This is a genomic window from Planococcus sp. 11815, assembly GCF_051096385.1.
Lineage (GTDB): Bacteria > Bacillota > Bacilli > Bacillales_A > Planococcaceae > Planococcus > Planococcus citreus.
The window spans coordinates 418812-444913 of sequence record NZ_CP096991.1 but is presented as its reverse complement, the minus strand read 5'-3'; the positions used below and the strand labels follow the sequence as shown (position 1 = coordinate 444913).

Below are 26102 nucleotides of genomic sequence, written 5' to 3'. Positions count from 1 at the left end.
CACTCTAAAACTAGAGACGCAGTGGAAGGGGGCTGACGCCTGTGGGACCGCGCGGGCTGGCGAGACAAACGTGCCGCGCTTTTGGGCACGTTGGCTCAACACCCGCCCCACGGCAAGCAGCCCCCTGCAACGTAGTCGAAAAGCGGAAGCTTTTCAAATCTCTTCTTTCTATCTAACAGTTCTTGTCGCATCAGCTGCATGACTCGCATCCTGTGAGCCTCAAGCAGCCTCCTGTAACGCAGTCGTAAGCGAAAGCTTTTCCGCTCCCCTCTTTGTACTTCCTTCTTTCTACATCAACCAGTTGACCCGAATCTATTTCCAACGCGCAGTTATTATTACAAACTATTTTTCACACAAAAAAGCCGCATCTTTTTTTCAAGAAGCGGCTTTCAACTATTCAAGGCATGTTGTCATTCGGCTTTTCATCTGCCTGTTCTTTGACGACCGACTCAATATAGCCCTTCACCGGATCCAGCGTCAGTTCCAGGTGGCTGGTTTCCAGATGCTTCGCCAAATAATCGAGCTGGTGGTCTTCTACCGCATCCGATTGGAGATTGAGGACATCATTGATATAGAGCATGCCTTCGTTTGTCGCCATCGGGGAGTCTACGCCGTCTTGATTTCTTTCCTCGACAGCTTCCAAGCCATGGACCAGTCCTTGTTCTTTCAATTCGGCCATCGCCTTTTTATACTGCTCTTCCCCGATGCCTTGCGACAAGCGGCGGTCGAGCTCTTGGATTTCCTCCAAAGATGCACCTTTATAGTACTGTGCATAATATGCCATGAGCACTTGTTCTTTTTCCTGCAATTCATTCATAAAGCCAAACCCTCCATATATTCGTTGTTAATTGGTTTATTCCCGCTGAGGCGATAGTTAAGCCTGCCGGATTTCCAGAAAACTGAAACTTTCCGGGAAATGAATCGTTAGTACTGAAGGAAGCAAAACGGAAAGAGGTGGCTCATATGAGCAATGAGAAAATTGTTGAGATTCGCAAGCTCTCAAAGACGATCGGCAAAAAGCAGATCATCAAAAACTTGAACTTGGATCTCCATAAAGGGGAAATTACCGGGTTTCTTGGGCCGAACGGGGCAGGTAAGACGACGACGATCCGCATGATGGTCGGATTGATGAAGCCGACGCAAGGCGATATCCTGATTGGCGGTAAATCGATCCGCACCGATTTTGAAAGAAGCATCGAAAAAGTCGGCGTCATTGTCGAAAATCCGGAGATGTATAAATTCATGTCCGGCTACAAAAACCTGGTGCATTTCGCGCGTATGCATAAAGGTGTGACAAAAGCCCGCATCGACGAAGTGATCCAGCAAGTCGGGATGCAAAACCGCATCAAGGAAAAAGTCGGTTCGTATTCACTCGGCATGCGCCAACGCCTTGGCCTTGCACAAGCACTCCTCAACAATCCAGAGTTTTTGATTTTGGATGAGCCGACAAATGGCCTCGACCCTGCAGGCATTCGCGAATTCCGCATGTATTTGCGCAAAGTGGCACGTGAGAACGATGTCGCCATTTTCGTCTCCAGCCATCTATTGTCAGAGATCGAATTATTGTGCGACCGCATCGCCATTATCCAGAACGGTGAATTGATCGACATCAAAAATGTTAACGAACACCAGCAATCCCGCTATTACATAGAAGCCAAGCCGGCCGAACAGGCGAAGCAAGTGCTCGAAGAAATCGGCTTCACGGTGCACCCGCATGAAAATGGCTATTTGATCGATACAGAACCGGAGCACATCCCGGGCGCCATCAAACTTCTCACTGCTGCAGGTGTCGATTTATACGCTGTCCAACCGCACCGCACGACTTTAGAAGATCAATTCCTAGAAATGACTGGAGGCGGCGAAATTGCTCAAGCTCATACAAAATGAATGGATGAAATTATGGAGTAAAAAAGCGACATGGATCATGGCAGTTCTATTGATCGTCATCTTATTGGCAAATGCCGGCATCACCAAATGGATCGAATCCACCTCCCCGGCTCCAGAGATGGATTGGCAGGAGATGGAAATGATGAACTTGGCTTCAGCCGAGGATCAATTGCAGAATCCGGATATTGGCCCTGCCCAACAAGATTATTACGAAGGCCAGGCCGCCATCGCAGAATACCGCTTGGCCAATGACGCCGAGCCGTTCAAAGTCGAAAGTCTGCAGCAGCAAGTGCTGGATGGCCATATGATGCTATCACTCGTGACATTGTTTACGGTCATCGTCGGCGCGGGAATCGTTGCTTCCGAGTTCTCACAAGGAACGATCAAGATGCTGTTGACGCGCCCGGTTAAACGATGGAAAATACTGACATCCAAATACATTACAACGATGTTGTTTGCCTTATTATTTGCCATTCTTACTTTCGTATCAATCGCTTTGTTCAGCTGGATTTTCTTTGGAGTTGGAGACGGCGCATTCCTGGTGTGGAACGGATCGGAAGTGGTGGAAGGCTCTTACTGGGCTGAAGCATTGAAACTATCCGTGCTTAGCTTGGCGAGCACATGGATGATTGGTACGTTCGCATTCATGCTCGGGACGGTTTTCCGCTCCAGTTCGCTTGCGATCGGCGTATCGATTTTCTTGATGTTTGTCGGCGTGCAACTCGTCTTCTTGTTGCAGCGCTTTGAAATCGTCAAATATTATTTGTTTACGCATACCGATTTGACGCAATTCTATACTGGCTTCATGCCCATCCCAGATATCACGATGGCCATGTCGCTCATCGTTTTGACTGTTTATTTCCTGGTCTTTATGGTGATCAGTTATTGGACATTCTCAAAACGTGACGTTACTGCCTGATGCATGCAAAAACCCCTTGAACTTTTCATAGTTCAAGGGGTTTTGTCATTCAATATGCAATGCCGACGCGGCTTTTCAGGAAATCATCCGAATCCAATTGCTCATAGGCGAATAATGCCGTATCACCGGCCGTGATTTCTTTGCCGTCTTCAGGCAGATAGTTTTCTTCAAAACGGAAATAGCCTTTCGGTTCGCCGTCCGGTAAATACGTTGGGCATACGATTGTCCAGTCCAACTCACTTTGTTCCAGTGATTTATAGGCTTTTTCATGTTCTTCCGCCGCAAAGGTCAGTTGGCGCTTGGAATCGCCGCCCTGATAACGGAGCAGCCCCGGGCTCAAGCGGCTGTTCAAAATACCGGCGGTCCCGATGGTGATGATGCGCCGTATGCCTTCTGCTTCCATCGCTTTCACGATCAGCGGCGTCGCATCCGATAAGGTAGTCGTGCGATCGGTGCCGATTGCGCTAATCACGGCATCCGCCCCTTGCAAGGTCTGGCGAATGTCCTCTTCATTGCGGACATTTCCGACGATCATATCCAGATTCGCATGGGGTTCAAGGTCTGCTCTCCGAACCAGCGCTTTCACTTCATGGCCGTCGCGAAGCGCCATGTTCAAGACATATCTGCCGACTCTTCCCGTTGCTCCAAATAAAGCGATTTTCATTGCTTCTCAGCCTCCTCAATCATTCCAGTTATTGATGAATGCACTTCTTATTTGAATAGATATCCGCGTTTCGCCAAGACATCCTTCAAATCGGGGCGATGCGGCTTGTTCAAGAACGTCGCCATCTGCTCGCTCCATTTCGCAGTTTTTTGATTGTTTGAACGTGCAGCATAATAGGCCATGATCGTTTCATCATATGCCGGCAAAATTTCTGCGTATTTCGCTTCGTCGTATTCATTTTCATGAAGCACAGCTTCTACAGGAAGACGCGGCTTCACTTCGTTGGCTTCGTTCGGAACGCCGACCGTTAAGCCGTAGACCGGGAAAACGCCTTCTGGCAAACCAACAAGTTTGCTGATTTCTTCCATATTGTTGCGCACTCCACCGATATAGCAGATGCCATAGCCTTTGGATTCAGCGGCAAGTGCCAAGTTCTGCGCGAGCAACCCGACGTCCGTGACCGCGACCAACAAGTTCTCCGCCTGGTCGAAGACAATGTCTTCGCCCTGCAGTTTCGCGGCGTGCCCCAACCGGTTGTAGTCTGCGCACATTAAGAACACAGCTCCTGCCCCTTCCATCTGTTTCGGGTTTTTGGACAGCTCACCAAGGCGTTTGCGCTTGTCTTCATCCGTCACCCAAACGATGGAATAAGCTTGCACGAAGTGGGACGTTGCCGCATATTGAGCCGCTTCGACCAATTCATGGACTTGCGCGCGCGTTAGTGGCTGGTCTTTATAGTCGCGGACCGATGCATGTGATTTCATTAATTCAATGACCATTATGTATCCCTCCAAAAATTCTGTTTCTCTTATCGTACCAAAAACTCCTGCCGGATACTTGCTTAAGGATTTTTGCTACAATCATGTTACGAGGTGAAATTATTTGAAAACATTCCGCACCGTCTTTTCTTTGCTATTCTTGCTTATCCTCGGTGCATTTTTGTTCATTTGGATCGAACGCGAAATTGAAGAGCGCAACGAACGCGCTGATCGGCCGCTGCCGACTGGACTGCACCCGATCGTCGAATCTAAGCGCGACCAGCTCATCGCTCAAGCTGAAGAAACCGGCATCGATATCCTCATCACCGACGGTTTCCGTTCCGTTGAAGAGCAGAACGAGATCCATGCCCAAGGCCGCTCGCGGGGCGGGAACGTCGTCACTTATGCAGAAGGTGGCGAGTCCTACCATAATTACGGGCTGGCCATCGATTTCGCGCTGCGCTTGCCTGACGGCTCAGTCGTTTGGGACATCGAGCGCGACGGCAACGAAAACGGGCGTTCCGACTGGTTTGAAGTAGCGGACATCGCCAAAGAGCTCGGCTTCGAATGGGGCGGCGACTGGCAACGCTTCAAAGATTATCCCCATCTTCAAATGGACTTCGGTTTATCGATCCGCCAGTTGCAAGACGGCTATCGCCCTGAAGATGTCGTTGCCGATTAAGCCCTATGCCTGATTAAGAATTGATCCTTATTTAAAATCGCTACAAGATTCCTGAAGAGCAAGACTAAAGAACCGGAATTGGGGTAGTATCATTATATAGAGATAGAAACATATGCCAGTACCTTATTTCTGGGTGTCAGAAATGGAAAGAGGTTGCCTGTGAAACAATTCGCCATCGTCATTCCGGCTTATAAACCGGAAGAGCCATGCAAACTTACAATCGAAGAAGCGATCTCTGCCGGCTTTTCCCGGATTATCGTCGTGAATGACGGCAGCGGCCCCGCCTATGAAGGCTTTTTTGAGGAGCTGGAAAAACTGCAGGAAGTGACTTTATTGACTCATGCGGTCAATCAGGGAAAAGGGCGCGCATTGAAGACAGTTTTTCATTATATCCTCAATCATCAACTGCCGATCGAAGCCATCATCACAGCCGACGCAGACGGCCAGCATATGGTATCGGACATGGTCAAAATCGCAAATGAACTTGAAGCATCGCCGAACCATGTGGTGCTGGGGGCTCGGGACTTTTCTCAACCCAATATCCCCTTCCGCAGCCGCTTCGGCAATCGTTTCACTCGCCTTTTGTTCCGATTGTCGACCGGCGCAGATTTAACGGACACACAGACGGGCCTGCGCGGGATTCCCGTGAAATTCCTGCCGAGGCTTCTGGATGTACTGGGCGAACGCTTTGAATATGAAATGAATATGCTCGCAGCTTTGAAAAAGAATTATATCCCAGTGGTGGAAGTGACGATTGAAACGGTTTACTTGGACGAGAATAAGTCGTCCCATTTCCATCCGCTCCGAGACTCCTACCATATATACAAGATCTTTATATTTTATGGCCTCTCAGGCTTAGCCTCATTTGGGCTCGATATCGCTTTGTTCTGGCTGTTCGTCCAGCTCTTGCGCGACGAATCCCCGGAAATGTTCATCATCATCGCCACGGTGGCGGCACGCATCCTGTCTTCCCTGTTCAACTACTATATCAACCGTAATAAAGTCTTTAAGCAGGGCTCCAAACAATCCTTGCTGCGCTATTATATATTGGCGGCTTTCATCATGGGCGCTTCCGCCGCATCGGTCCACTTCTTGTATGCAGAATGGCTCGGCCGCGGAGAAGTGATCTTGAAAGTGATGGTCGATACGGTGCTGTTCATCTTCGGCTTCGTGGCCCAACGTGCTTGGGTTTTCCGGAAAGAATAAAGACCGTCACTTCCATTTGGCGCACGTAGAAAAGAGCGGAGGCTTGGGCTTCCGCTCTTTTCTACTTATCGAGAAAGTTAAGAAATCGTATTTTCCGAAGCTTATCGCTCGCTTTCCGTGGGCTCGCGCCCAAGCCTCCTCGTCACTACGTTCCTGCGGGGTCTCGGTGGTCTCGCTGATCCACAGGAAAGATAAGGTCGACCTACGGGAGACATTATCTTTGCGAAAGTAATGCGCAGCATTATTGAGCAGAAGGGGTTACGAGCGAACGCTTCTCCAAATACTTAGATAGGTCATTGATTTTTAAATGTCAAAACGCAATCACGTTTTTAAAAGTTTAGTGGATCCTAGACTTATTCAACACTATGAAAAGAGCGGAAGCCCGGGCTTCCGCTCTTTTTTCAATGCTCCGGACGTTTGGTTTCGACCGGGTCGGTGCGCCATACTTCACCGTCTTTATATGTCATGCCTTCTGGATAGCGCAAGTCCAGAACTTCTTCCTGCGTTTCTTTCGATGGCGGCTTCGTCGCCAATGAAACGATGATGATCGTCAAGATCGCCGCCGTTGCCCCGAAGACCCCGGCGCCTGTATCGATAATGCCGAGAATCGTAAAGCCGCCGAATTTAGCAGCGAAAATATACGTCAAGGTGACCGTCAACCCGACCAGCATGCCGGCAATGACGCCCGGCCCGTTTGCCCGTCTCCACCACACACCGAGAATCAGTGCCGGGAAGAACGTTCCGGATGCAAGCGCAAATGCCCATGCCACGATCTGCGTAATCGCGCCTGGTGGATTCAGCGCCACGATGCCGGCTGCAACAGTCGCGATGATGATCGATGAACGGCCGACGAGCAGTCGCTGGCTTTCCGTCGCTTTCGGGTTAATTGAACGGTAATAGATATCCTGGGAGAGAGCGGCTGAAATGGCAATCATCAGCCCACCCGCTGTCGATAGTGCCGCGGCCATTGCGCCGGCGGCCATCAACCCGATGACAAAGACACCGAGATTGGCGATTTCAGGCGTTGCCATGACCACGATATCATTGCTGATGACGATTTCTTCCCACTGGAGGATGCCATCGCCGTTTGTATCAGCAACCGACAACGAGCCTGTGTTCACCCACGAAGCCGTCCAAGCCGGTAAATCAGCAATTGAAGAGCCCGCCACTTGAGTCATCAAGATAAAACGTGAAAATGCGGCATAAGCCGGTGCCGACAAGTAAAGCAAACCGATGAACAATAATGCCCACGCCCCGCTCCAACGGGCTGCTTTCATTGTAGAAACGGTGTAGAAACGCACGATAACGTGAGGCAACCCGGCTGTTCCGGCCATTAATGTAAACATGAGTGCCAAAAACTGCCATTTGGTCGCTTCCGTAAACGGCACAACGTATTCAGAAACGCCAAGCTGCTGATCGAGCTGCTGGAGTTCCCCGATGATCTGCCCGTAAGACAGCCAAGGAATCGGATTGCTTGTCAATTGTAACGACATGAAAATGACAGGAATTAAATAGGCGATGATCAAGACCAAGTATTGCGCCACCTGCGTCCACGTAATCCCTTTCATCCCGCCAAGTGCCGAGTAGAAAGCGATCAAGACGACACCGATGATTGTACCGACGGCTGTCGGCACTTCCAACAGCCGGCCGATGACGACGCCGGATCCCGAGAGCTGCCCAATAGAATATGTAAAACTGATGATGATGGTCGCAACTGCCGCGATCAAACGTGCGGTACTGCTGCTATAACGGTCGCCGATAAACTCCGGCACCGTGTAGCGCCCGGATTTCCGGAGCTGCGGCGCCAATAGGAAAGTCAAAAGCAAATATCCGCCTGTCCAACCCATGATATAGGCAAGGCCGTCATATCCGAGCAACATGACCGTTCCGGCCATCCCGATGAACGACGCGGCACTCATCCAGTCGGCGCCGATCGCCATCCCGTTGAACACTGCAGGAACATTACGCCCGGCTACATAAAAGTCGGATGTTTGCCTGGCCATATTATAGACGGCGATGCCGATGTACAAGCCGAATGTTGCCAGGATCAATACAAGTGATACGAGAAATTGTGAATCCACTGCTTCTCCCCCTTGTCGATTATGCAATTTTATCCATCGCTTTCAGTTAGTCGGAAGCCCTTTGCTATTTCTTGTCTTCCAAGTCTTGATCCAAACCGAATTTTTTGTCGATCCGGTCATTGACGATGGCGTTAACGAAAAGCAAGATGATGAAAGTCAACACTGCCCCTTGCGCTCCCATGAAATAATGGAAAGGCATTCCATTGACGCTGAAGCCCGACAATTCCTCCGCGAACATGACGACCCCGAAAGATGCCGAAAACCCGATCAGTAAATAGATGGTGACCAACGTGGTACGAGTCCGGAAATACGCATCTGCTTGTTTTTTATCGATCTTCCTCAAATTACCCACCCCTTTGCCGGTTTAGAAGCCGAATTCCTCTATTGCGAAGTTCACCCCCTCAACTGGAAAATGAAACGGACCGTATCCAGGAATGGGAGTGGCACCATTATGACCTTGACGAGCATGAATGCAAATAGCGATGCAAATGGAAGGAAAAAATAGACGACCTTCCGTCTTTTTAACCCAGCGACTACGGACACGATGGTGATAAGGCTCAATGTAAGAACCCAGATCATCGACTCACTCCTTTTTTGAAAACGCTAACAAATAAGCCTACGGACGGCCTATCATAAGTGATGATTCGCCCTTCCCCCTCCCTTTCCATTTTAAGGATAATAGATGTTATCTTTTTTCATTATTCTAAAACTTCTGTTAATTGTCAATGCATTATTATAATAAGATTCAAATAAAATATCTTTTGAACTCAAAGTAGTATAGGCTGAAATTCCAACAGTATGTTGTTGTATCAAGATAAATGCCACCAATAAATGAGCCTGCATTCATAAAAGAATGCAGGCTCATGTTAATTATTCACTTGTGTGAAATGATGGATGCCCAGAAAATATCTGGCCCATTCCGCCAATCAAAAACCTGTTTTCAGCTCTTTTGGATCAGTCGAATGCTTTCATCAAATTGCCCATTTCAACTGCAGAAACTGCCGCTTCGTAGCCTTTGTTTCCAGCTTTCGTGCCAGCGCGTTCAATCGCCTGTTCAATCGTTTCCGTCGTCAACACGCCGAAAATGACCGGAACGCCTGTCGACATGCCGGCTTGCGCAATGCCTTTTGCCGCTTCGCTGCAGACGTAATCGTAATGGGTCGTCGAACCGCGGATCACGGTACCGAGTGCGATAACCGCATCGTATTTTTTTGTTTCCGCCATTTTCTTCGCGACCAGCGGCAATTCAAATGCCCCCGGTACCCACGCAGTGTCGATGTTTTCCTTATTTACGCCGTGGCGCACCAAGCCGTCGACGGCGCCGTCCAACAAGCGCGAGGTGATGAAATCATTGAATCTGCCTGTAACGATCCCTATTTTTAAATCCGATCCGATCAAATTTGCTTCGTAAACTGTTTCCATTATGAACACTCCTTAGTCGATTAGATGATGCATCCGTTGTTTTTTCGTTTTCATGTATTGCGTATTGTCTTCAGTTGGCGGGATGACGAGCGCCAGCCGTTCTTCCACTTCGATGCCGTATTCGATAAGCGCAGCTGTCTTGGCTGGATTGTTAGTCAACAGCCGGACGCGCGACACGCCCAGGTCTTTCAGCATCAAAGCACACAATGTATAATCGCGCATTTCCGCAGGGAAGCCGAGCTGTTCATTAGCTTCGACCGTATCCAAGCCCTGTTCTTGCAGCTCATACGCTTTCAGCTTGTTCAACAAGCCGATGCCGCGCCCTTCCTGTCTCATATAGAGGACGATGCCCGCACCTGCCTGTTCGATCAATTCAAGCGATTTTGCAAGCTGCGCCCCGCAATCACAGCGGCGCGAGTGGAAAATATCACCGGTCAAACACTCTGAATGAATGCGCACAATCGGTGCTTCCACCGACTCGGGATTGCCTTTGACGATGGCGACATGCTCTTCTGTATCCAGGCGGTTGGAATAACCCACCATGCGGAATTCACCGAAGTCGGTCGGCATATGGACACTCGATTCCCGCTTGAGAATCGGGTCTTTCTCCGCGCGGTACGCATAGAGATCCTCGATGGTAATAAGTTTCAAATTGAATTCATCTGCCAGCTTTTCCAGTTCCGGCATGCGTGACATTGTGCCGTCAACATTCATGATTTCACAAATGACCGCTGCCGGTTCGCTGCCGCTAAGACGCGCCAAGTCGACTGACGCCTCTGTATGTCCTTGGCGCTGGAATACGCCGCCCGATTTTGCGACAAGCGGGAAGACGTGCCCCGGCCGTTTGAAATCCTGCGGCACAGCTTTTGTATTGAGCATCTGCAAAATGGTGTCCGACCGTTCAAAGGCGCTGATTCCCGTCTTGGCATCTTTATGGTCGATGCTGACGGTAAATGCCGTTTCGTGATGGTCAGTATTATGGCTGACCATTTGGTCGAGTTTCAGCCGTAATGCGATATCCGGCGAGACCGGCGTGCAGATAAGCCCCCTGCCATGCGTTGCCATGAAATTGATGTTTTCAGGCGTCGCATGTTCTGCGAGGCACACAAAATCCCCTTCGTTTTCCCTTGATTCGTCATCTACTAGAATAATGACTTTTCCTGCCTGCAAATCCTTTACTGCTTCTTCAATTGTATTTAGCATCGGTTTGCTCCTTTAAAATCCGTGGCGCCGCAAATAATCGGCGTTCATCGGTTGTTTTGGCGCATGCTCCATAAAACGCTGCACGTACTTTCCGAACATATCGGTCTCGAGATTGACCGAATCGCCTACTTTTTTGCTGCCCAAAGTTGTTTCTCCCGCCGTATGCGGGATGAGCGAAACGGTCAAATGATTTTCGCTGAGTTCGAAAATCGTTAAGCTGATGCCGTCAATTGCGACGGATCCTTTAACGATCGACTGCGCAAGCAATTCAGGAGGCGCCGCTATATCGATATACATGGCATTTTCCTGTGGGCGCTTGCGCAAGATCTTGCCGACCCCATCGATATGGCCCGCGACAAGATGCCCGCCGAAACGGCCATTCGCCGCCATGGCACGTTCCAGATTGACGGCACTGGATGTACTAAGTGAAGAAAGGGTCGTGCCGTGGAAGGTTTCCGGCATGACATCCACCGTGAAACGGCCGCTTGATAAGGAAGTCACGGTCAAACAGACCCCTTCGACTGAAATGCTGTCGCCGATTTTTGTTTCTTCTAAGACAACATTTGCACGGATCGTCATTTCCATGCTGGACGCGCCGCGCTTGATCCCCGCGAGTTGCCCCTTTTCTTCTATAATTCCTGTAAACATTTGTGTCACTCCTTTAAGGTGGAGATGATCTTCAGATCCGTTCCGAGGTGCTCCACCTTTTGTGTCTCCAAGCGAATGCCGTTTGACGCAGAACTGGTTTGCAGGTCGCCGAAGACGGAAACGGTTCCTTCGCCGCCGAGAATAATCGGTGCAATATACGTAGCAACTTCATCCACCAAACCGCTTTTCAAAAAAGCAGTATTGATTTTTTGCCCGCCTTCCACAAGGACAGACAACACCTTTTGCTCGGCCAGCAATTCCAGTGCAGCGGCGATTTCCACATCCGGCGTATCCAGTTGCAGAATTCGGACATGCTCAGGAAATGCGCAGCGGCTGTCGATATCGGCTCTTGATCCGACGATAATCCAAGTAGGGGCATCAGGTACTTGAATGACATGGCTCTCTAATGGGATGCGCAGCTGGCGATCCAAAATGACGCGGATCGGCTGCTTCGGGGAGTCAGCAAACCGATTGGTCAAACGGGGGTTGTCGAGTGCAATGGTCTGCGTGCCAACCAGGATGGCGTCGTGCAGCAAGCGCAGTTCGTGGACGTCGCGCTGCACTTCAGGCCCTGTAATTTTTTCAGAACGGCCGCCGTATACAGCGATTTTGCCGTCTAGCGTAATGGCGTGCTTCAATGTGACGAACGGCCGCTTTTTGCGGATAAAGGTGAAAAACATCCGGTTCAGCTCCGCAGCTTCCTGCTCGCAGACACCGGTCTCTACAATAACCCCGGCATTTTCAAGCTTTTGGATGCCTTGGCCCGAAACGAGCGGATTCGGGTCAAGCACAGCGACGACGACACGGCGGATGCCGGCTTTTATGATCGCGTCTGCGCAAGGCCCTGTCCGGCCATGATGGCTGCAAGGCTCCAGCGTCACATATATATCTGCGCCTCGTGCTTCATTGCCTGCCATATTCAGCGCATGAATTTCTGCATGCGCCTGTCCCGCTTTCAGATGCGCGCCCATGCCGATGATGCGGCCATCTTTGACGATCACCGACCCGACAAGAGGGTTGGGGGAAGTCTGCCCGGCAGCTGATCGCGCCAACTCCAGTGCGTGCTTCATGATTTGCTGATCGTCCACTTGATCACACCTTTCAGAACAAAATAAAAACCCATTGATTAGCCAATGGGTTAGAAGACAATAGGAAATAGAACTATAGAAAACTCTATAATTTCCGTGTTCTTCCTTCTCCCATCCAGACTTTAACTGTCGGCTTTGGACTTGCACCAAATCCTGCCCCGAAAGGCTCACGGGCTTCGGATTACTCCGTTACCGTCGATTGGGAATTTCACCCGACCCCGAAGGAATACTATTCAGTTGATCATCCACAGTATGCAAAAAAGGCCCCTTTCGTAAAAGAAAGGGGCCTTGAAAGTGCATATCAAAGAAGCCTTAGCGATTGCTAGTAGGCTGTTTGACGGTTCTTCTCCCATCCAGACTTTAACTGTCGGCTTTGGACTTGCACCAAATCCTGCCCCGAAAGGCTCACGGGCTTCGGATTGCTCCGTTACCGTCGATTGGGAATTTCACCCGACCCCGAAGAACGCTATAGATGATTATCTGTAAGTTTAGCGCAAGCTCCGGGGGCTGTCCAGAAAAGAATCTCAATTTTTGCGCGAAGCCAACTCAATCCCTAGAAAGAAACTCGGGTTTTTACTAGTTACCACATCGGCCCGCGCTCGTCTGTCAATTCGATAAAGAATGGGTAAATGCCCATGATCATTAAAAAGGAAACCAGGAATAAGGCGAGGGAAACGAACGGATCGATGCCGAAAGCGACCGAAATGAACATGATGAGCGGAGCGGCAAAAACGAACAAGCTGGTCTTTTTCCGCGATTCCATCGTCATGAATTGTTCTTGCCGGCAAGAGGGGCAAGTTAAGCTATCCCCGAGTGTGAACAATCGGCAGACGGTCTGCCCCCATGTCCATGTCGTTCCGCAATTTTGGCATTTCGGCATCGCCGTTCTCCCCTTTCCTTGTACTATCTATACTTACGTACATAAGTGGGATAAGTTCCCAAAACCGTCCCATTATTTCAGTTTTTTGGACATTCTTTCCTCCTACCTGCAAAAAAGCACTGCCCATTGTGAGCAGTGCCGAATTTTCCTTATAGGTATTCTTTTTCGATATCCTTCGTGCTGCGCTCCGTATCAATCGGGCGCACCATGCTTTCGATCTGTTCACGCTTCGGCTCTAAAAACGGCGGCAAAGAAAGCTTCTCCCCAAGCGTTTCATATGGCTCATCGCCCATGAAGCCCGGGCCATCCGTTGCCCATTCAAACAATAAACCAGGTGCGACCCGTGCATACAATGATTCGAAGAAGAAGCGATCGACGTATCCGGAAGTCGAGAAGCCGATTTCCTGCATATGGCCGATCCATTCATTCAACGCTTCGCGGTCCGCCACGCGGAAGGCGGCGTGATGCACCGTTCCGAAACCTTGCTGGCCGGACGGCAAGTCTGCATTATGCTCGACGATCACTTGTGCACCGTTTCCGCCTTCGCCCATCTCGAATAGATGAAACGGCCCTTCGTCAGCAATCTCACGCATATGCATCGCTTTTTCCAATACTTCCTTCAAGTAATCGAATTGCCCGATGCGGATATGGATCGGGCCAAGCCCAGTGATGGCAAATTCAAGCGGGACCGGACCCTGCTGCCACGGCGTGCCGGCCTGTACGCCCTCATTGTTCTCGTCCGATACGAGCATATACTGCTGGTCATCGAAGTCGGAAAACGACAAAGTTTTCACGCCGAATTGTTCGGTTATTGCATTGTGCTTTACTTCATATTTGTCAAAACGTTTTTCCCAATAGCTAAGCGCTTCGTCCGTCGGCACACGGAAAGCCGTCTTGTAAATTTCGTTCGTGCCATGAGAGCCTTTCGGGATTCCAGGAAAATCAAAGAAAGTCATATCCGTCCCGGCTGAGCCTTTATCGTCAGCGAAAAACAAGTGATAGGTTTGGATATCATCTTGGTTCACCGTTTTCTTAACCAATCTCATCCCCAATACATACGTGAAAAATTCATAATTCTTCTCGGCGCTGCTCGTAATCGCCGTTACATGGTGGATCCCTTTCAATTCGTTCATGCATACCGCTCCTTGTCTTTTACTATTCCATCTTTCGGTTCAATACTTTCTTGTGCTTCGTAGCCCACTTTTTTCAGTTTCTCGATCAACTCCGCTACTTCCTCTTGCTCAAGCCCGGCAAATACTTTATCCATCTGCCGTTCATGTTCAGGGAAAATGCGCTTCATCAATTCCTGGCCGTCGTCAGTCAAAAGGGCATAAGTCACGCGCCGGTCTTCTTTGCACGCTTCCCGTTCGACATAGCCTTTTTGCTCCAGCTTATCGACTACATAAGTGATGCTGCTGCTCGCAATCAACACTCTCTTGCCGATTGCCTGTATCGGTTGCCGGCCTTGGTGATAGAGCAGTTCGAGCACCGAGAATTCCGTCGCATTTAAGCCGTATCCCGCCACGTCGCGTTTAATGGCATCATGGACCGCATCCGCAGCGCGAATCAAAACCGTTACAGCTTTCAGGTTCTGGTTGGAGAACTCCATTTATATTTCACCTCTTTACTTCGAATTAAAATATCTTTAATTAAAAGTAATTATAACAAGCCGCCGCTGGTGGGTCAAGAGAACGGCTTCCAATTGCAGCCAATCAAAAAACTCCTATTCGCTATAAGCGAATAGGAGCGATCACAATTTATAATTTGAACGTGCCTGTGCTATAGGCCAATAATTCATCTTGATCACTGACAACGCGTCCTGTGAGGACCGCTGTACTGTTCGTCTGATGCAGCATTTCAGCGTGGAAAATGGCCGTTCCCTCCGCCAAGCTTTTGATGAAACGAACTTCCATTTGAATCGTCGAAACCGCATCGCTTCCGAGCGAGCGCGAGGCAAGCCCCATGACGATATCGATTCCCGACATGATCGCGCCGCCGTGCAGCATATTTTGCATATTGTCATTTTCAGGTTTTTTCTTCAAACGCATGGACGCCTTGCCATACTCTACCCGGTCGATTTCAAAACCGAGCATTTGGAAATAAGGGCCGTTCTCGAACTGCTCGATCAATTGCGTATATTCCTGTACTTTTTGCACGCGATCTCCCCCAGTTGATTATTCTTCCATTAGTATAGCATTCCTTTTTGAGGCAGTTGAATGGGCAGGACTTTCCCAAAAAGCAACGAATACTTAAGGACTACCTAAAAGGAGGTTTTTGGATGACACACGATTTTGATGTTCTTCCCGGCGCAGAGCCGTTCATTTCACAAGGCGGGAAAACAGGAATTCTCGTATCCCACGGCTTTACCGGCACGACTCAAAGCATGCGCCCGCTTGCTGAGGCTTTCGCGAACGAAGGATATAGCGTCTATGCCCCGCGCCTTAAAGGGCATGGGACGCATTATGAAGATATGGAAACCAGCACGTATCAGGACTGGATCGCTTCTGTCGAGGAGGCCTACGCTTGGCTGTCGGAGCGCTGTGATAAGATTTTCGTGGCTGGCTTGTCGATGGGCGGCACGCTCGCGCTTTATATGGCGGAAAACCATCCGGAGATCGTTGCCATTTCCTTGATCAACGCTGCCGTTGAAGTTCCGGACATGGAGGGCGTTAAGGAGTTGCAGGATGTGCGCTTTTTGGACGCCATCGGATCCGATATCAAAAAACCGGGAATCACTGAGCTTGCCTACGACAAAACACCGGTCGCTTCCGTTAAGGAGATCCTGCCCTTCATGGATTTGGTCCGTAAAAACCTTTCGGCCATCCATTGCCCCACACTGCTGTTCGTCTCGCCGGAAGACCATGTCGTTCCGCCGGTTAATTCAACATTCATTTTCGACCATATTTCATCTGAGGAAAAAGACCTTATCGAAATGCCGGACAGCTACCATGTCGCGACGCTTGATCACGACCAGCAGCGGATCATCGACGGCACGCTTGCCTTTTTCCGCAAATACGAATAAATTCTGCTCTATAAATAGAGTAAAGGACGGAAGGCTCTCACGCCTTCCGTCCTTTTATCATTTTTTCACTCTTGCCACGAGCAATCCATCGCCGACCGGCAGCAGGATCGACTCCAATTGTGGATGTCTTGAAGCCGTTCCGTTGAACTTCTTCATCGCTTCGGTGTGCTGGCGCTCTTTACCCGCATCTGCCACACTTCCCCCAGCCAGTACATTATCGGCGACAATCAATGCCCCGTTTTCTGCAAGTTCCAAGCAAGCGGCTAAATAGTTTTCGTAATTCTCCTTGTCAGCATCGATGAAAAAGAAATCGAATGTCCGCCCCTGGCCTTTCAATTGCGCCAAGCTGTCCAAGGCAGGGCCCGTCAGATAATCGACTTGGCTGCCGAATCCCGCTTTTGCCAGATGGGCATTTGCCAGTTCGGCATAGTCCTGTTCCAATTCCAGTGAAGTCAAATGGCCTTTTTCGCCAAAGCCCCGCGCCAGGCAAATCCCGCTATAGCCGCCGAGTGCGCCGATTTCCAATACCCGTTCCGCTTCCGTCATTGCCACGAGCATCGTCAGCAGTTTTCCGGACGCTGGCGATACCGAAATCGGCCGCATGCCGTTTGCGTTGATGGCGGCAAGCACCCCTTCCAGCACCTTGTCTTGCTCGACAAACACTTTATTGATATAAGAATTGATTTCCTCCATATCCTCATTCCTCCTTATGATTGAGAAAAGCCCCGGCGATGCCGGGGCTTTGATACTTAAAATGCAGATTCGATAGCGTTGACCATTTCGCTGACAGACTGCAGTCCGCCGCCGGACAGGTACCAATAATCCGGATCCAAGTAAATGATCTTATCGTTTTGATAAGCGTTCGTTTTCTGGACCAATTCATTCTCCAATGAATCTTTCGCACTTGCGTCATTGCCGACTGCTGCATTGCGGTCGACGACGAACATCATGTCCGGGTTCGTATCGAGGATGTATTCATACGTGATGCTTTGGCCATGCGTAGACGCTTCGATGCCTTCGTCCGCTTGTTTGACGCCAAACACGTCATGGATGATGCCGAAGCGTGATGCTGCTCCGTATGCGCTGACTTTTCCTTCATTGGCCAGAACGATCAAGCCTTTTTCATCAGAAGTCGCTGTTTTCTCTTTAATGCCTTCGATTTGCTCGTTGATAGCTGCAAGCTCTTCTTCAATTTCCGCTTCTTTGCCAAAAATTTCCCCGACCGTTTCCATGTTCGTTGTGAACGAGTTCATATAATCCGTTGTGTCTACGCCTAAGTGAATAGTCGGTGCGATGTCGCTGAACTCGTTATACATTTCCGCTTGGCGGCCGGAGATGATGATCAAGTCCGGATCCATGGCGTGGATCGCTTCAAAATCCGCTTCTTTCAATGTGCCGATGTTTTCGTATTTCTCAGTGTCTTCGTATTGCTCCAAATATGTAGGAATATTTCCTTGTGCAACACCTGCAACAGATTCTACTCCCAATTGATCGAGTGTATCCAGGATCCCGAAATCGAACACGACGACTTTCTCAGGGTTTTTCGGAACTTCCGTCTCGCCCAGTTCATGCGTCACTTTCACCGTTTCCGTTGTTTGTGCATCCGCCGTTTGGCTGTCTGTCGCCTCTTCTTCTGCCCCGCAAGCTGCGAGAACTGCAAACATCATCAATACCAAAATTGCTGTTATCCATTTCTTCATTTTTTCCGTCTCCTCTTCTATTGAAATTATTGGATGGTGGACATCCGTTGTGCATTATGTAATCTTTCGTCGGTGACTCTTGAAAAATCGCTCCCTTCAACGATCAGATGATACTGATAATCATTATCACTTAACCACATTTATTAGTATAGCAGAATAAAAAACACTTTCAAGAACTAAATGAGAATTATTTTCAATTGTTTTTTCATAAATGAAATAGCCGAGGCTCTGCTCCTGCTTCAGCTGTTCACAATAAAAAAAGACCCAGTACGAACTGCCTCAAGGCCGTTAGTTGTTCCTAACGGTTCCGGGCAGCCCGATATCGGGTCTTTTCTTCACTCAGTATTTTTGAACGTTTCTTGCAAAATGTAATAGGACTCTTTCAAGCGTTCCCGTGTTTGCGGCAATTCCCATGCTTCCCATGAATAAAGCTTGCTGCTGTCCAGTCCCATCGATTCCAGTTCTTTTCCGTCCGAATTCTCAAGAAGCGCTGCAGCTTTTATACCTTCCACAGTCATGCTTGCCGCTATGCCGTCTTTTTGCAAATCGCCCGTGAATTCCTTTTTCGCCGGGTCTTTCGCATTCAACAGCATCCACGGAATCCGGATTTCCAAAATCCCGTCCTCTTCTGAATAGTAATAGTCATTCAATGAATCGTATTGATCGTCTTTAGGATCGGCTATGCCAAAGCGCAGCTTCCCTGTCTCATAATACTCGAAAGGGTAGACTTCCCCCGTATCCGGGCGCGTGAATTCCTTGTTCAATGCCAGGCGCATCGGATGGAAGTTGTTTTCAATATCCGGCTCTTTTGGAATCATCTCCAGCCGCTCGTAGTAATCGTAATAGAAGGTGTCGTAATCGCCGGCCACTTTAAGCGCCGCTTTTTCCCCATCGATGGAAAGCTCGAAATCAGCAAGGAAGTCCTCTGCTACTTGAATTCCCTGATCATCCCGCACACTGAAGTACAAGCGCAAGCGGTCTTCATTCCACCACTCCTCTTGTGGATCGAACTCCGCTTTGACGTACACGTAACGCTCGTCGGAATCCATCGATAACGAGCGCAAGGCGCCTTGCTCTTTTTCATATAGCAGCGATCCATCCTGCCAATCGTCTTTGCCGTCGACTTTAACTTTATGGCGGTCGAAGCTCAACAAGCCGAATTGCTGCTCGTTTGTTTGGGCATTGGACCAGAACGGGCGCTCATCGGGATTGTCATAATCCATCGTGTTCCATGTGCGCTTGAACCATTCATCCTGCCAAGTGAATACCAAACCGCCAAGCATTCCTTCTTCGAGGATATCTTCATACAAACGGCTGGCGATTTCCCCTTGCTCACTCTCGGAAATAAAGCCTTGGTTCCAGCCGAATGGGTTTTTATGGGTCATGCCCCTTGAAGCCGGCACACCGAATTCCGCAATCAACAATGGCATATCATGCGATTCGTTCAAATCACGTAAATACCCCGCGTAATTATTGCGCTCGCCGCGGTGGTCGATAAATTCCGTGTATTTCTCTTCTAAGTTCAGGAAATCCGGATAGTATGGATAGACATGATACGAAGCAAACATGCCTACTTCGGCCAATTCACCGATCGTACGGATATGGTTGGGATCCACCGTCGCCAAGTCTTCTTGTTCACTCGGCTCTGCCGGTTGGTCGATATTATCGGTCGTCACCCAATTCGTGAAGCTGAGCGGGCGCATGCTGTCATAGGTTTCGTATTCATAGGCAGCTAAAACTTCCAGCTGCTCCGCAATCCAGTACTCCATCGGATTGGCATCTTCGGTTTCGATATATGTGCCCGAAAACTCGCCAAGATCCGGATATTTACGGTTCATCTCGTCGACTGTAAACGGATACCATTCAATACCAATCATCCAGCCGATGACGTAATCGGAAATGTCTGCCGTGTAAGTTCCGGAAGCATGCCCCGGCTCTTCATCAACTTCAGCATCACCATGAACGGCATCCGCCACTTTTTTCATCTCTTGCTGGAAACGTTCCGTAATTTCAGGCGTGAACGCATCCAAGGTTTCTTCTAGCGGCCCTTCATCAATCCATACACCGTGGTAGACATAGAGTGGCGTTTCGGCTGATTCATTGTACTTGGCCAAGGCTTCATAGAAAGCAGGCGGGTGGAGCGTATAGACGCGAATCGCATTGGCGTTCATTTCCCCGATTGCCTTGAACCAGCTGTCATATTCCTCGCGAGTGATCGCTGCTTCGCCAGGGAAGGTGCCGGGTTTTGCCATGCCCATATTGACGCCTTTGACGGTGAATTCTTTCCACTCACCGTCTTCGAACACTTCAAACTGCTCGCCGTTTACACGCGATGGATAGGAAATCCCGCCTTTTTCAGCTGCCGACGACACTTGTGACGACGTTTCCCGCTCTTTTCCCGAACTGTCCGCAAGAATCGATTCCATCATTGGCACATACGTTTTCCAATAAAAACTATCGTTGCCGCCAAATGACATCCAATCCCGCATCTTAGCCAGCCCCCCGTATTGGTAGAATGACGGCACATCCTCGACGTCAACAAAGTCGCCAGCAAAATAATAGACGTCCGCATCATTTACAGTCGTGTACATGACGGCCGGAAAATTCTCCGGAATCCCGCGTTCAGTAAGCGCCGCTTGGCCTTGTTCGCCGAGAGACCATTCGTATTCGGCAAGCACTTCGGTCTGTCCTTGTACTTCATTGATATCAAACCAATAATCGAATGTCGGGCTTTCCTGAAGACCGAAAGCCGTTTGCCCAGGCTCTGTGAATTTCACGTGCAGTCCGACATTTTCGATATCGCCCCGCTCTTCAGACAACACAACAATCTCGCCACTGGCATCTTCAACAAGCACGAACCCTCCGCCCGTAAACTGCCAATCTTCTGCCTCCTGTTCATAATTCCGGACAATCCATGCAGGCACCTCGGCACCTGCTAAATCAGGAAAATAGCGCCCACTCCAGCCACTCCACTTAATGCCAAGAAACTCTTCCATATCTGCGCTGACATCAGCATCTGTCGGGGAAGCGAATGTATTGAATTCAATGACTAAATCACTGCCCGTATTGATTACTTGCTGCTTGATCGCTTGCCATTCAGCCATCTCCAAGCCGCCATAGATAAGTTCGGAGCGTTCTCCTTTGGCCTCTTGCCAAGGAAGATCGTCTTCGTATACCCCGTATGCATCGGCCAAATAAATCAAATCATGGCCCGATCCGATTTCCTCGATACCGCGAATTTCATAATCCTTGTCGGTTTCATCCGGCATAAAACCGAAATAATCCGTATCTGCGCGGTAGTCCGACTCATCCTCTTTGACAAAACGGTTATGGTTCAAGATCCAAGTCAGCCCTTTATGTTCGCGGTAATTTTCCGATGGGACGGTTTTATCGACAATCGCCACGTTCAAAGACTCGCTTCCTTGAAACAGCCAGATAATGAATGGTGATAGCAATAACAGCAAGACGATTGCTGCCCCGATGAATGTCTTTTTCAAAATGATTCCTCTTTTCCTGTAAAACCCATTTACGGTTATTATATAGTATAAAAAATTTTTTAAATAGAAAATATTTCTAAAAGGTGAACGCTTTACATTTTTTTATTATTTGATTCCGCTGATGTGTCCAGACGCAAAAAAGCCCGTCCCTTTTGAAAGGACGGGCTTCTATAGAATTTCATCAATGGGTGGGTAGTTTGGCATTCGAGCTTTTGAAGATCGCCAATTGATCGATCAGTTTCTGGCTACCGGCATCCAGGCCGGTCACTTCCACTTCATTGGCATTTTCGCGGAACTTCAGTACGACCCTGTCGACGGCGCCGACGCCGGAATCGTCCCAAATATGGGCATCCGTGAAATCGATAATCACTTTCTCACGTTCGATATCGAAGTCGAATTTCTCCAAGAAATCTTCAACCGAAGCGAAGAACAATTGGCCTTCGACGCGGTATTGTGTTGCATCAAGCAAACGTTTTTCCACTTTGATCTTGGAAATCTTCGAGACGAAGAAGATGGCACTTAGCAAGACGCCCGCCAGTACGCCGATCGATAAATCGTGCGTATAGACGACGATGGCGACAGTTGCCACCATAACGATCGAATCGGTTTTCGGTGCTTTCTTCAAGTAAGTGAACGAAGCCCAGTCGAATGTGCCGATCGATACCATGATCATGATGCCGACAAGCACCGGCATCGGGATCTGTACGACGACATTGCCGAGCACGATGATCAAAAACATCAGGAACGTACCGGCAACGAGTGCCGACAATCGGCCGCGGCCGCCCGACTTGACGTTGATGACCGATTGCCCGATCATCGCACAGCCCGCCATTCCGCCGAAGAAACCGGTGACGAAGTTGGCGATTCCTTGCCCTCTGGCTTCTTTGTTCTTGTCGCTTGTCGTATCGGTCATGTCGTCGACGATATTCGCCGTCAAGAGCGATTCAAGCAAGCCGACAATCGCCAGCGCAAGTGAGTACGGGAAGATGATCGACAAGGTTTCCAAATTGAATGGCACATCCGGCAATAGGAAGCTCGGGAGCGTCTGATTGATCGTGCCGAGGTCGCCCACGGTCCGCAAATCGAAGCCAGTATAGATGGCCACTGCCGTCAATACGACCAGCGCAATGAGCGGGGCCGGGATGGCTTTGAAAAAGCGCGGCACGATGTAGATAATGGCCAGTGTGATGGCCACGAAGAGATAGGTCATATTGTTGATGCCGATGAAATGCGGCACTTGAGCCATGAAAATCAAGATGGCCAGCGCGTTGACGAAGCCGATCATGACAGCGCGTGGGATGAATTTCATCACTCTTGCCACTTTAAAAACGCCGAACAGGATTTGGATGACCCCTGTCAAAATCGTCGCAGCGAGCAAGTATTCCAGCCCGTGGTCACGGACAAGCGGCACCATCAATAGCGCCATCGCGCCGGTAGCGGCCGAAATCATGCCGGGACGCCCGCCGACGAAAGCGATGATGACCGCAATGCTGAAGGAAGCGTATAAGCCGACCATCGGATCGACCCCTGCAATGATGGAGAAGGCAATGGCTTCCGGAATAAGCGCAATAGCGACGAGAATCCCTGACAATATATCGCCGCGGATATTCCCGAACCATTGGGTTTTAAGACTTTGTTTCACGTGTTCGTGCTCCTCTATTCTTTATTTAAAAGTTTCTTCATGTACTGGAAACCTTATTTTTTCACAATGAAAATAGTTTAGCACCGACGCTCCATTAATGGAACCTTTTTGGGTCCGTTTTTACAAAAAAATTAATATGTTATAATATATTCACTTTGTACAGCGAGGAGTTTTTTACGTGCGAATCGGTTACGCAAGAGCCATTGAAGAAGATTTAGATTGTCAAAAGCAGCGTGCCCTGTTTGAAGAATTCGGCTGCGATGTGATCCATATAGAATCCCACAGTTCCCCGAAACAGCGGACCGAGCTGGAACGCATGCTCGAAGCTGTCGGCCCTGGAGACCGCATCATCGTGATGAAACTCCACGTCCTGGCAGATTCAACCCGCCAATTGGTGGACTTGGTTGAGGCGCTCGAAGAGAAAACTGCTTTCCTTCATGCCGTTAAAGAAAATATCGATACTGCGAAAGGAACGTCGTTTTCTTTTTTGGAAATCGCAAAATCCATTGCCGAATTCCAGAGCGACTCCATCAGCGCGAAGACCAAAGCCGGATTGTCGGAAGCCAAGCAAAAAGGCATGCACGCCGGGCGCCCGCGCAAGCCGGATGCCAATGTCAAAAAAGCGATTGAAATGTATAAAAGCAAGTCCTATAGCTTGGCCGAGATCAAAGAACAGACCGGCATCAGCAAATCCACTCTGTATCGTTATTTGGAGAATTAAAAAAAGAGCGCCTCGGCGCTCTTTTTTTCAGGCTGTCGAAAAGGTAAGAAGTCGTATTTTCCGAAGCTTATCGCTCGCTTTCCGTGGGGCGGGAATCGAGCCTCCTCGTCACTTCGTTCCTGCGGGGTCTCTCAAACCCGCTAGTCCCACAGGAGTCGAGCCAACGCTTCTCCAAATACTTAGCTAAGTCATTGATTTTTGAATGTAGAAATGGTGATTTCCTTTTTCATTCATAGCGGATTATAGACTTCTTCAACCCTCTTTTTCTATTGCCCGGTTTTCAACTCTTCTTTCACGGGTGGTTTTGCCAGGATGGAAGCGACGATTGCTAAAGCCGGGATGATGAGCAGGAAGCTTAATGCTTCATCGTAGCCGCCAAGGAAATCGTAAAACAAGCCGAACGGCAAGGGCCCTAAGGCAGAGCCGATGACCATGATCGCCATGGCGATGCCGCTGATGCTGCCGATATACTGGCGGCCGTAGTAATTGGGCCAGACAATGCTCAACGTGACCCGCTCAATCCCTGATACGACTCCCCATACGACGCCGAACAAGATCGCTAATGACAGAACGGTCGCTTGCTGGAGCAGCAAAATGAAAATGATCTCTCCGGCAAACAAGGCGACCAGCATCCAGCGCACTTCAATTTTATCCAACAAATAGCCGGCCAAAAACGTTACCGGGAATCCGACGACCGCCATCAAGCTCAGCACGGTCGCTGCAGCTTCAGGCGTCAGTGATTGCTGTGAAAAAATCGATACTAAATGGAACGTGATTCCCGTGTTCACCAAGGCTGGCGTTGCGACGCAAAACAGCAGCAGCCAAAAGGCGCGGGTTTTCTGCGCTTCTTTCACGGTCCAGCTAATATCTGCCGACAAACTCTTCTCTGCGGTTTCCCCTTCAGGAATCACTTCCCCGTCAGGACGCAAGCCGATATCTTCCGGCTTGTTGCGGATCAGCAAAAACGCGAGCGGCGTAAAAATAACCAACACGGACGCGCCGAGCAGCATCCACGCAATGCGCCAATCGAAAGTTTCGATCAACCACACATTGAGCAATGGAAAGACGGCAGAACCGACCATCGCCCCGAGTGCTGCGAGGCTGAGAGCCCGCCCTCTTTTGGCGATGAACCATTGCGGCACGAGCGACTTCGGCGTGAGTGACATCGAGCCTTGCCCAAGCAGGCGAATCAAAAAGAAGCCGATAAACAGCATGAAAGTATTGGCGATCAATCCGTTAAACAAACAGGCGAGCCCCAGCAAGCTGGAAATGATGACCGCCATCTTGCGTGCTCCCTGGCTATCGACCAGCCTGCCGACCATAAAGATCAGGAAACCAGCAAGCAAAGTGGCCGCAGAATAGATCCCTGACACCGTCGAGCGGCTCCATCCGAACTCTTCAATATAATAATCGATGAAAATGGCATTGGAAAAGGTTTGGCCGGGTCCCGAAAAGAAATACGACAACGCCGAAATCGCGACGATGACCCAGCCGTAATAAAACGGCGTATGTATTGGCGCAGTCTGTTTCACCTAGTTCTCCCTTCTGCCTGCTACAGCAAAAAGGGCTCCGCCTGGGAGCCCTTTTTCTTATTTTACGATCAGTACCGGGCAGTTCGCGCGCTTGACCACTTTATGGCTGACGCTGCCGAGCACCATCTCCTGCAAGGAGTTCAAGCCTCGGCTGCCGATCACGAGCATGTCGAACGCTTCCTTATTGGCGAAATCGACAATCGTCGGGCCCGGCGTCCCATGAAGGATCTCGACGCGGTATTTGATGTTCTCCGATGCGATCGCTTCTTCGACCGGCTGTAATTTCTTGCGGCGCTGGAAATCCAGCTCCGCGGAACTGCCGCTGTGAAGTACTTCGTTTTTCGCGTTGTCGTGATCCGCGACGAAAACGATCGTAATCTGTGAATCATCCGATCCTTTTGCTATTTTCACGGCTTCTTTAGCTGCACGGACTGAATGGTCGGAACCATCCACAGCGAGTAGGATTTTCTCGTACACTTCTCAACACTCCCCTTTAATGAGTCAGTCATTTGGCGTGCTCGTGCGTTAACACAGAGATAGCCAGCTGTGA

At 49.6% G+C, this 26102-nt stretch carries 25 protein-coding genes and 2 riboswitches; of the genes, 6 read left to right on the top strand and 19 right to left on the bottom strand.

What is annotated here, in order from left to right:
• Nucleotides 1-397: 397 nt before the first annotated feature.
• Nucleotides 398-817, bottom strand: coding sequence for a hypothetical protein (locus tag M1Q06_RS02370; RefSeq protein WP_434401351.1), 420 nt, complete (start codon nucleotides 815-817; stop codon nucleotides 398-400).
• Nucleotides 818-963: 146 nt separating this feature from the next.
• Here M1Q06_RS02370 and M1Q06_RS02365 point away from each other — a divergent pair, with 146 nt between their 5' ends.
• The gene (locus M1Q06_RS02365) at nucleotides 964-1887 is read left to right on the top strand and encodes an ABC transporter ATP-binding protein (protein WP_434401348.1); all 924 of its coding nucleotides are present in this window, start codon (nucleotides 964-966) and stop codon (nucleotides 1885-1887) included.
• A complete protein-coding gene (locus tag M1Q06_RS02360) occupies nucleotides 1865-2806 on the top strand; it encodes an ABC transporter permease (protein ID WP_121300886.1) in 942 nt (313 codons plus the stop codon). Before M1Q06_RS02365 ends, M1Q06_RS02360 begins: the two co-directional genes overlap by 23 nt.
• Nucleotides 2807-2855: 49 nt before the next feature.
• Here M1Q06_RS02360 and M1Q06_RS02355 read toward each other — a convergent pair whose 3' ends face one another.
• Complete coding sequence (locus M1Q06_RS02355; RefSeq protein ID WP_434401346.1) at nucleotides 2856-3470, bottom strand: NAD(P)-dependent oxidoreductase; 615 nt, start codon at nucleotides 3468-3470, stop codon at nucleotides 2856-2858.
• Nucleotides 3471-3517: 47 nt separating this feature from the next.
• Complete coding sequence (gene nfsA / locus M1Q06_RS02350; protein WP_058381878.1) at nucleotides 3518-4249, bottom strand: oxygen-insensitive NADPH nitroreductase; 732 nt, start codon at nucleotides 4247-4249, stop codon at nucleotides 3518-3520.
• A 103-nt stretch (nucleotides 4250-4352) separates the two neighbouring features.
• Here nfsA and M1Q06_RS02345 point away from each other — a divergent pair, with 103 nt between their 5' ends.
• Both M1Q06_RS02345 and M1Q06_RS02340 read left to right on the top strand, forming a co-directional pair.
• Nucleotides 4353-4910 carry a M15 family metallopeptidase gene (locus tag M1Q06_RS02345; RefSeq protein WP_434401344.1) on the top strand — a complete coding sequence of 186 codons (558 nt, stop codon included), beginning with the start codon at nucleotides 4353-4355 and terminating at the stop codon, nucleotides 4908-4910.
• 159 nt (nucleotides 4911-5069) lie between these two features.
• Entirely contained in the window at nucleotides 5070-6116 is a 1047-nt protein-coding gene (locus M1Q06_RS02340; protein ID WP_434401342.1) for a glycosyltransferase, read from the top strand.
• A gap of 401 nt (nucleotides 6117-6517) precedes the next feature.
• Here the strand turns inward: M1Q06_RS02340 and M1Q06_RS02335 are convergent, their stop codons facing one another.
• The 10 genes from M1Q06_RS02335 to M1Q06_RS02290 form a co-directional block, all read right to left on the bottom strand.
• On the bottom strand, nucleotides 6518-8197 hold the full coding sequence (locus M1Q06_RS02335; RefSeq protein WP_135449367.1) for a sodium:solute symporter family protein: 1680 nt from the start codon (nucleotides 8195-8197) through the stop codon (nucleotides 6518-6520).
• A gap of 64 nt (nucleotides 8198-8261) precedes the next feature.
• On the bottom strand, nucleotides 8262-8540 hold the full coding sequence (locus tag M1Q06_RS02330; RefSeq protein ID WP_058381882.1) for a DUF4212 domain-containing protein: 279 nt from the start codon (nucleotides 8538-8540) through the stop codon (nucleotides 8262-8264).
• A 611-nt stretch (nucleotides 8541-9151) separates the two neighbouring features.
• The gene (ribH, locus tag M1Q06_RS02325) at nucleotides 9152-9619 is read right to left on the bottom strand and encodes a 6,7-dimethyl-8-ribityllumazine synthase (protein ID WP_101189424.1); all 468 of its coding nucleotides are present in this window, start codon (nucleotides 9617-9619) and stop codon (nucleotides 9152-9154) included.
• A 12-nt stretch (nucleotides 9620-9631) separates the two neighbouring features.
• Nucleotides 9632-10822 carry a bifunctional 3,4-dihydroxy-2-butanone-4-phosphate synthase/GTP cyclohydrolase II gene (locus M1Q06_RS02320; RefSeq protein WP_121300879.1) on the bottom strand — a complete coding sequence of 397 codons (1191 nt, stop codon included), beginning with the start codon at nucleotides 10820-10822 and terminating at the stop codon, nucleotides 9632-9634.
• A gap of 12 nt (nucleotides 10823-10834) precedes the next feature.
• The gene (gene ribE / locus M1Q06_RS02315; protein ID WP_058381886.1) at nucleotides 10835-11470 is read right to left on the bottom strand and encodes a riboflavin synthase; all 636 of its coding nucleotides are present in this window, start codon (nucleotides 11468-11470) and stop codon (nucleotides 10835-10837) included.
• Between the two features lie 5 nt (nucleotides 11471-11475).
• Nucleotides 11476-12558 carry a bifunctional diaminohydroxyphosphoribosylaminopyrimidine deaminase/5-amino-6-(5-phosphoribosylamino)uracil reductase RibD gene (gene ribD / locus M1Q06_RS02310; RefSeq protein WP_434401339.1) on the bottom strand — a complete coding sequence of 361 codons (1083 nt, stop codon included), beginning with the start codon at nucleotides 12556-12558 and terminating at the stop codon, nucleotides 11476-11478.
• 99 nt (nucleotides 12559-12657) lie between these two features.
• Nucleotides 12658-12788: riboswitch (FMN riboswitch) on the bottom strand.
• A 107-nt stretch (nucleotides 12789-12895) separates the two neighbouring features.
• A riboswitch (FMN riboswitch) is annotated at nucleotides 12896-13026 on the bottom strand.
• A gap of 112 nt (nucleotides 13027-13138) precedes the next feature.
• Nucleotides 13139-13438, bottom strand: coding sequence for a TIGR04104 family putative zinc finger protein (locus M1Q06_RS02305; protein ID WP_434401337.1), 300 nt, complete (start codon nucleotides 13436-13438; stop codon nucleotides 13139-13141).
• Between the two features lie 149 nt (nucleotides 13439-13587).
• The gene (locus tag M1Q06_RS02300) at nucleotides 13588-14571 is read right to left on the bottom strand and encodes a ring-cleaving dioxygenase (protein WP_434401335.1); all 984 of its coding nucleotides are present in this window, start codon (nucleotides 14569-14571) and stop codon (nucleotides 13588-13590) included.
• Nucleotides 14568-15047, bottom strand: coding sequence for a MarR family winged helix-turn-helix transcriptional regulator (locus M1Q06_RS02295; RefSeq protein WP_434401333.1), 480 nt, complete (start codon nucleotides 15045-15047; stop codon nucleotides 14568-14570). The genes M1Q06_RS02300 and M1Q06_RS02295 overlap by 4 nt, the downstream gene beginning before the upstream one ends.
• Nucleotides 15048-15195: 148 nt before the next feature.
• Nucleotides 15196-15594: a PaaI family thioesterase gene (locus tag M1Q06_RS02290; RefSeq protein ID WP_121300874.1), complete on the bottom strand. Its 399-nt coding sequence runs from the start codon at nucleotides 15592-15594 to the stop codon at nucleotides 15196-15198.
• A 122-nt stretch (nucleotides 15595-15716) separates the two neighbouring features.
• Here M1Q06_RS02290 and M1Q06_RS02285 point away from each other — a divergent pair, with 122 nt between their 5' ends.
• A complete protein-coding gene (locus M1Q06_RS02285) occupies nucleotides 15717-16460 on the top strand; it encodes an alpha/beta hydrolase (RefSeq protein WP_434401331.1) in 744 nt (247 codons plus the stop codon).
• 57 nt (nucleotides 16461-16517) lie between these two features.
• Here M1Q06_RS02285 and M1Q06_RS02280 read toward each other — a convergent pair whose 3' ends face one another.
• From M1Q06_RS02280 to M1Q06_RS02265, 4 genes are all read right to left on the bottom strand, one after another.
• A complete protein-coding gene (locus M1Q06_RS02280) occupies nucleotides 16518-17153 on the bottom strand; it encodes an O-methyltransferase (protein WP_434401329.1) in 636 nt (211 codons plus the stop codon).
• A gap of 56 nt (nucleotides 17154-17209) precedes the next feature.
• Nucleotides 17210-18160 carry a siderophore ABC transporter substrate-binding protein gene (locus M1Q06_RS02275; RefSeq protein ID WP_121300871.1) on the bottom strand — a complete coding sequence of 317 codons (951 nt, stop codon included), beginning with the start codon at nucleotides 18158-18160 and terminating at the stop codon, nucleotides 17210-17212.
• Nucleotides 18161-18495: 335 nt separating this feature from the next.
• Entirely contained in the window at nucleotides 18496-21657 is a 3162-nt protein-coding gene (locus M1Q06_RS02270) for a hypothetical protein (protein WP_434401327.1), read from the bottom strand.
• Nucleotides 21658-21838: 181 nt separating this feature from the next.
• Nucleotides 21839-23299, bottom strand: coding sequence for a SulP family inorganic anion transporter (locus M1Q06_RS02265; protein ID WP_434401325.1), 1461 nt, complete (start codon nucleotides 23297-23299; stop codon nucleotides 21839-21841).
• A 178-nt stretch (nucleotides 23300-23477) separates the two neighbouring features.
• Between M1Q06_RS02265 and M1Q06_RS02260 the strand changes: the two genes are divergently transcribed.
• Nucleotides 23478-24020 carry a recombinase family protein gene (locus M1Q06_RS02260; RefSeq protein WP_434401323.1) on the top strand — a complete coding sequence of 181 codons (543 nt, stop codon included), beginning with the start codon at nucleotides 23478-23480 and terminating at the stop codon, nucleotides 24018-24020.
• A gap of 266 nt (nucleotides 24021-24286) precedes the next feature.
• On the opposite strand, the gene M1Q06_RS02255 is transcribed toward M1Q06_RS02260, so the two are convergent.
• Together M1Q06_RS02255 and M1Q06_RS02250 are read right to left on the bottom strand one after the other, a co-directional pair.
• Nucleotides 24287-25552, bottom strand: a complete 1266-nt coding sequence (locus M1Q06_RS02255; RefSeq protein ID WP_434401321.1) for an MFS transporter — start codon at nucleotides 25550-25552, stop codon at nucleotides 24287-24289.
• 57 nt (nucleotides 25553-25609) lie between these two features.
• Nucleotides 25610-26029 carry a universal stress protein gene (locus M1Q06_RS02250; protein WP_434401319.1) on the bottom strand — a complete coding sequence of 140 codons (420 nt, stop codon included), beginning with the start codon at nucleotides 26027-26029 and terminating at the stop codon, nucleotides 25610-25612.
• Nucleotides 26030-26102 lie beyond the last annotated feature (73 nt).

Coding starts and splice junctions, on each gene's coding strand:
- nfsA (WP_058381878.1), bottom strand. CDS start 4,249: ATGGTCATTGAATTAATGAAATCACATGCATCGGTCCGCGACTATAAA.
- M1Q06_RS02285 (WP_434401331.1), top strand. CDS start 15,717: ATGACACACGATTTTGATGTTCTTCCCGGCGCAGAGCCGTTCATTTCA.
- M1Q06_RS02305 (WP_434401337.1), bottom strand. CDS start 13,438: ATGCCGAAATGCCAAAATTGCGGAACGACATGGACATGGGGGCAGACC.
- M1Q06_RS02280 (WP_434401329.1), bottom strand. CDS start 17,153: ATGGAGGAAATCAATTCTTATATCAATAAAGTGTTTGTCGAGCAAGAC.
- M1Q06_RS02320 (WP_121300879.1), bottom strand. CDS start 10,822: ATGCTAAATACAATTGAAGAAGCAGTAAAGGATTTGCAGGCAGGAAAA.
- M1Q06_RS02370 (WP_434401351.1), bottom strand. CDS start 817: ATGAATGAATTGCAGGAAAAAGAACAAGTGCTCATGGCATATTATGCA.
- M1Q06_RS02275 (WP_121300871.1), bottom strand. CDS start 18,160: ATGAAGAAATGGATAACAGCAATTTTGGTATTGATGATGTTTGCAGTT.
- M1Q06_RS02300 (WP_434401335.1), bottom strand. CDS start 14,571: ATGAACGAATTGAAAGGGATCCACCATGTAACGGCGATTACGAGCAGC.
- M1Q06_RS02365 (WP_434401348.1), top strand. CDS start 964: ATGAGCAATGAGAAAATTGTTGAGATTCGCAAGCTCTCAAAGACGATC.
- ribH (WP_101189424.1), bottom strand. CDS start 9,619: ATGGAAACAGTTTACGAAGCAAATTTGATCGGATCGGATTTAAAAATA.
- M1Q06_RS02295 (WP_434401333.1), bottom strand. CDS start 15,047: ATGGAGTTCTCCAACCAGAACCTGAAAGCTGTAACGGTTTTGATTCGC.
- M1Q06_RS02355 (WP_434401346.1), bottom strand. CDS start 3,470: ATGAAAATCGCTTTATTTGGAGCAACGGGAAGAGTCGGCAGATATGTC.
- ribE (WP_058381886.1), bottom strand. CDS start 11,470: ATGTTTACAGGAATTATAGAAGAAAAGGGGCAACTCGCGGGGATCAAG.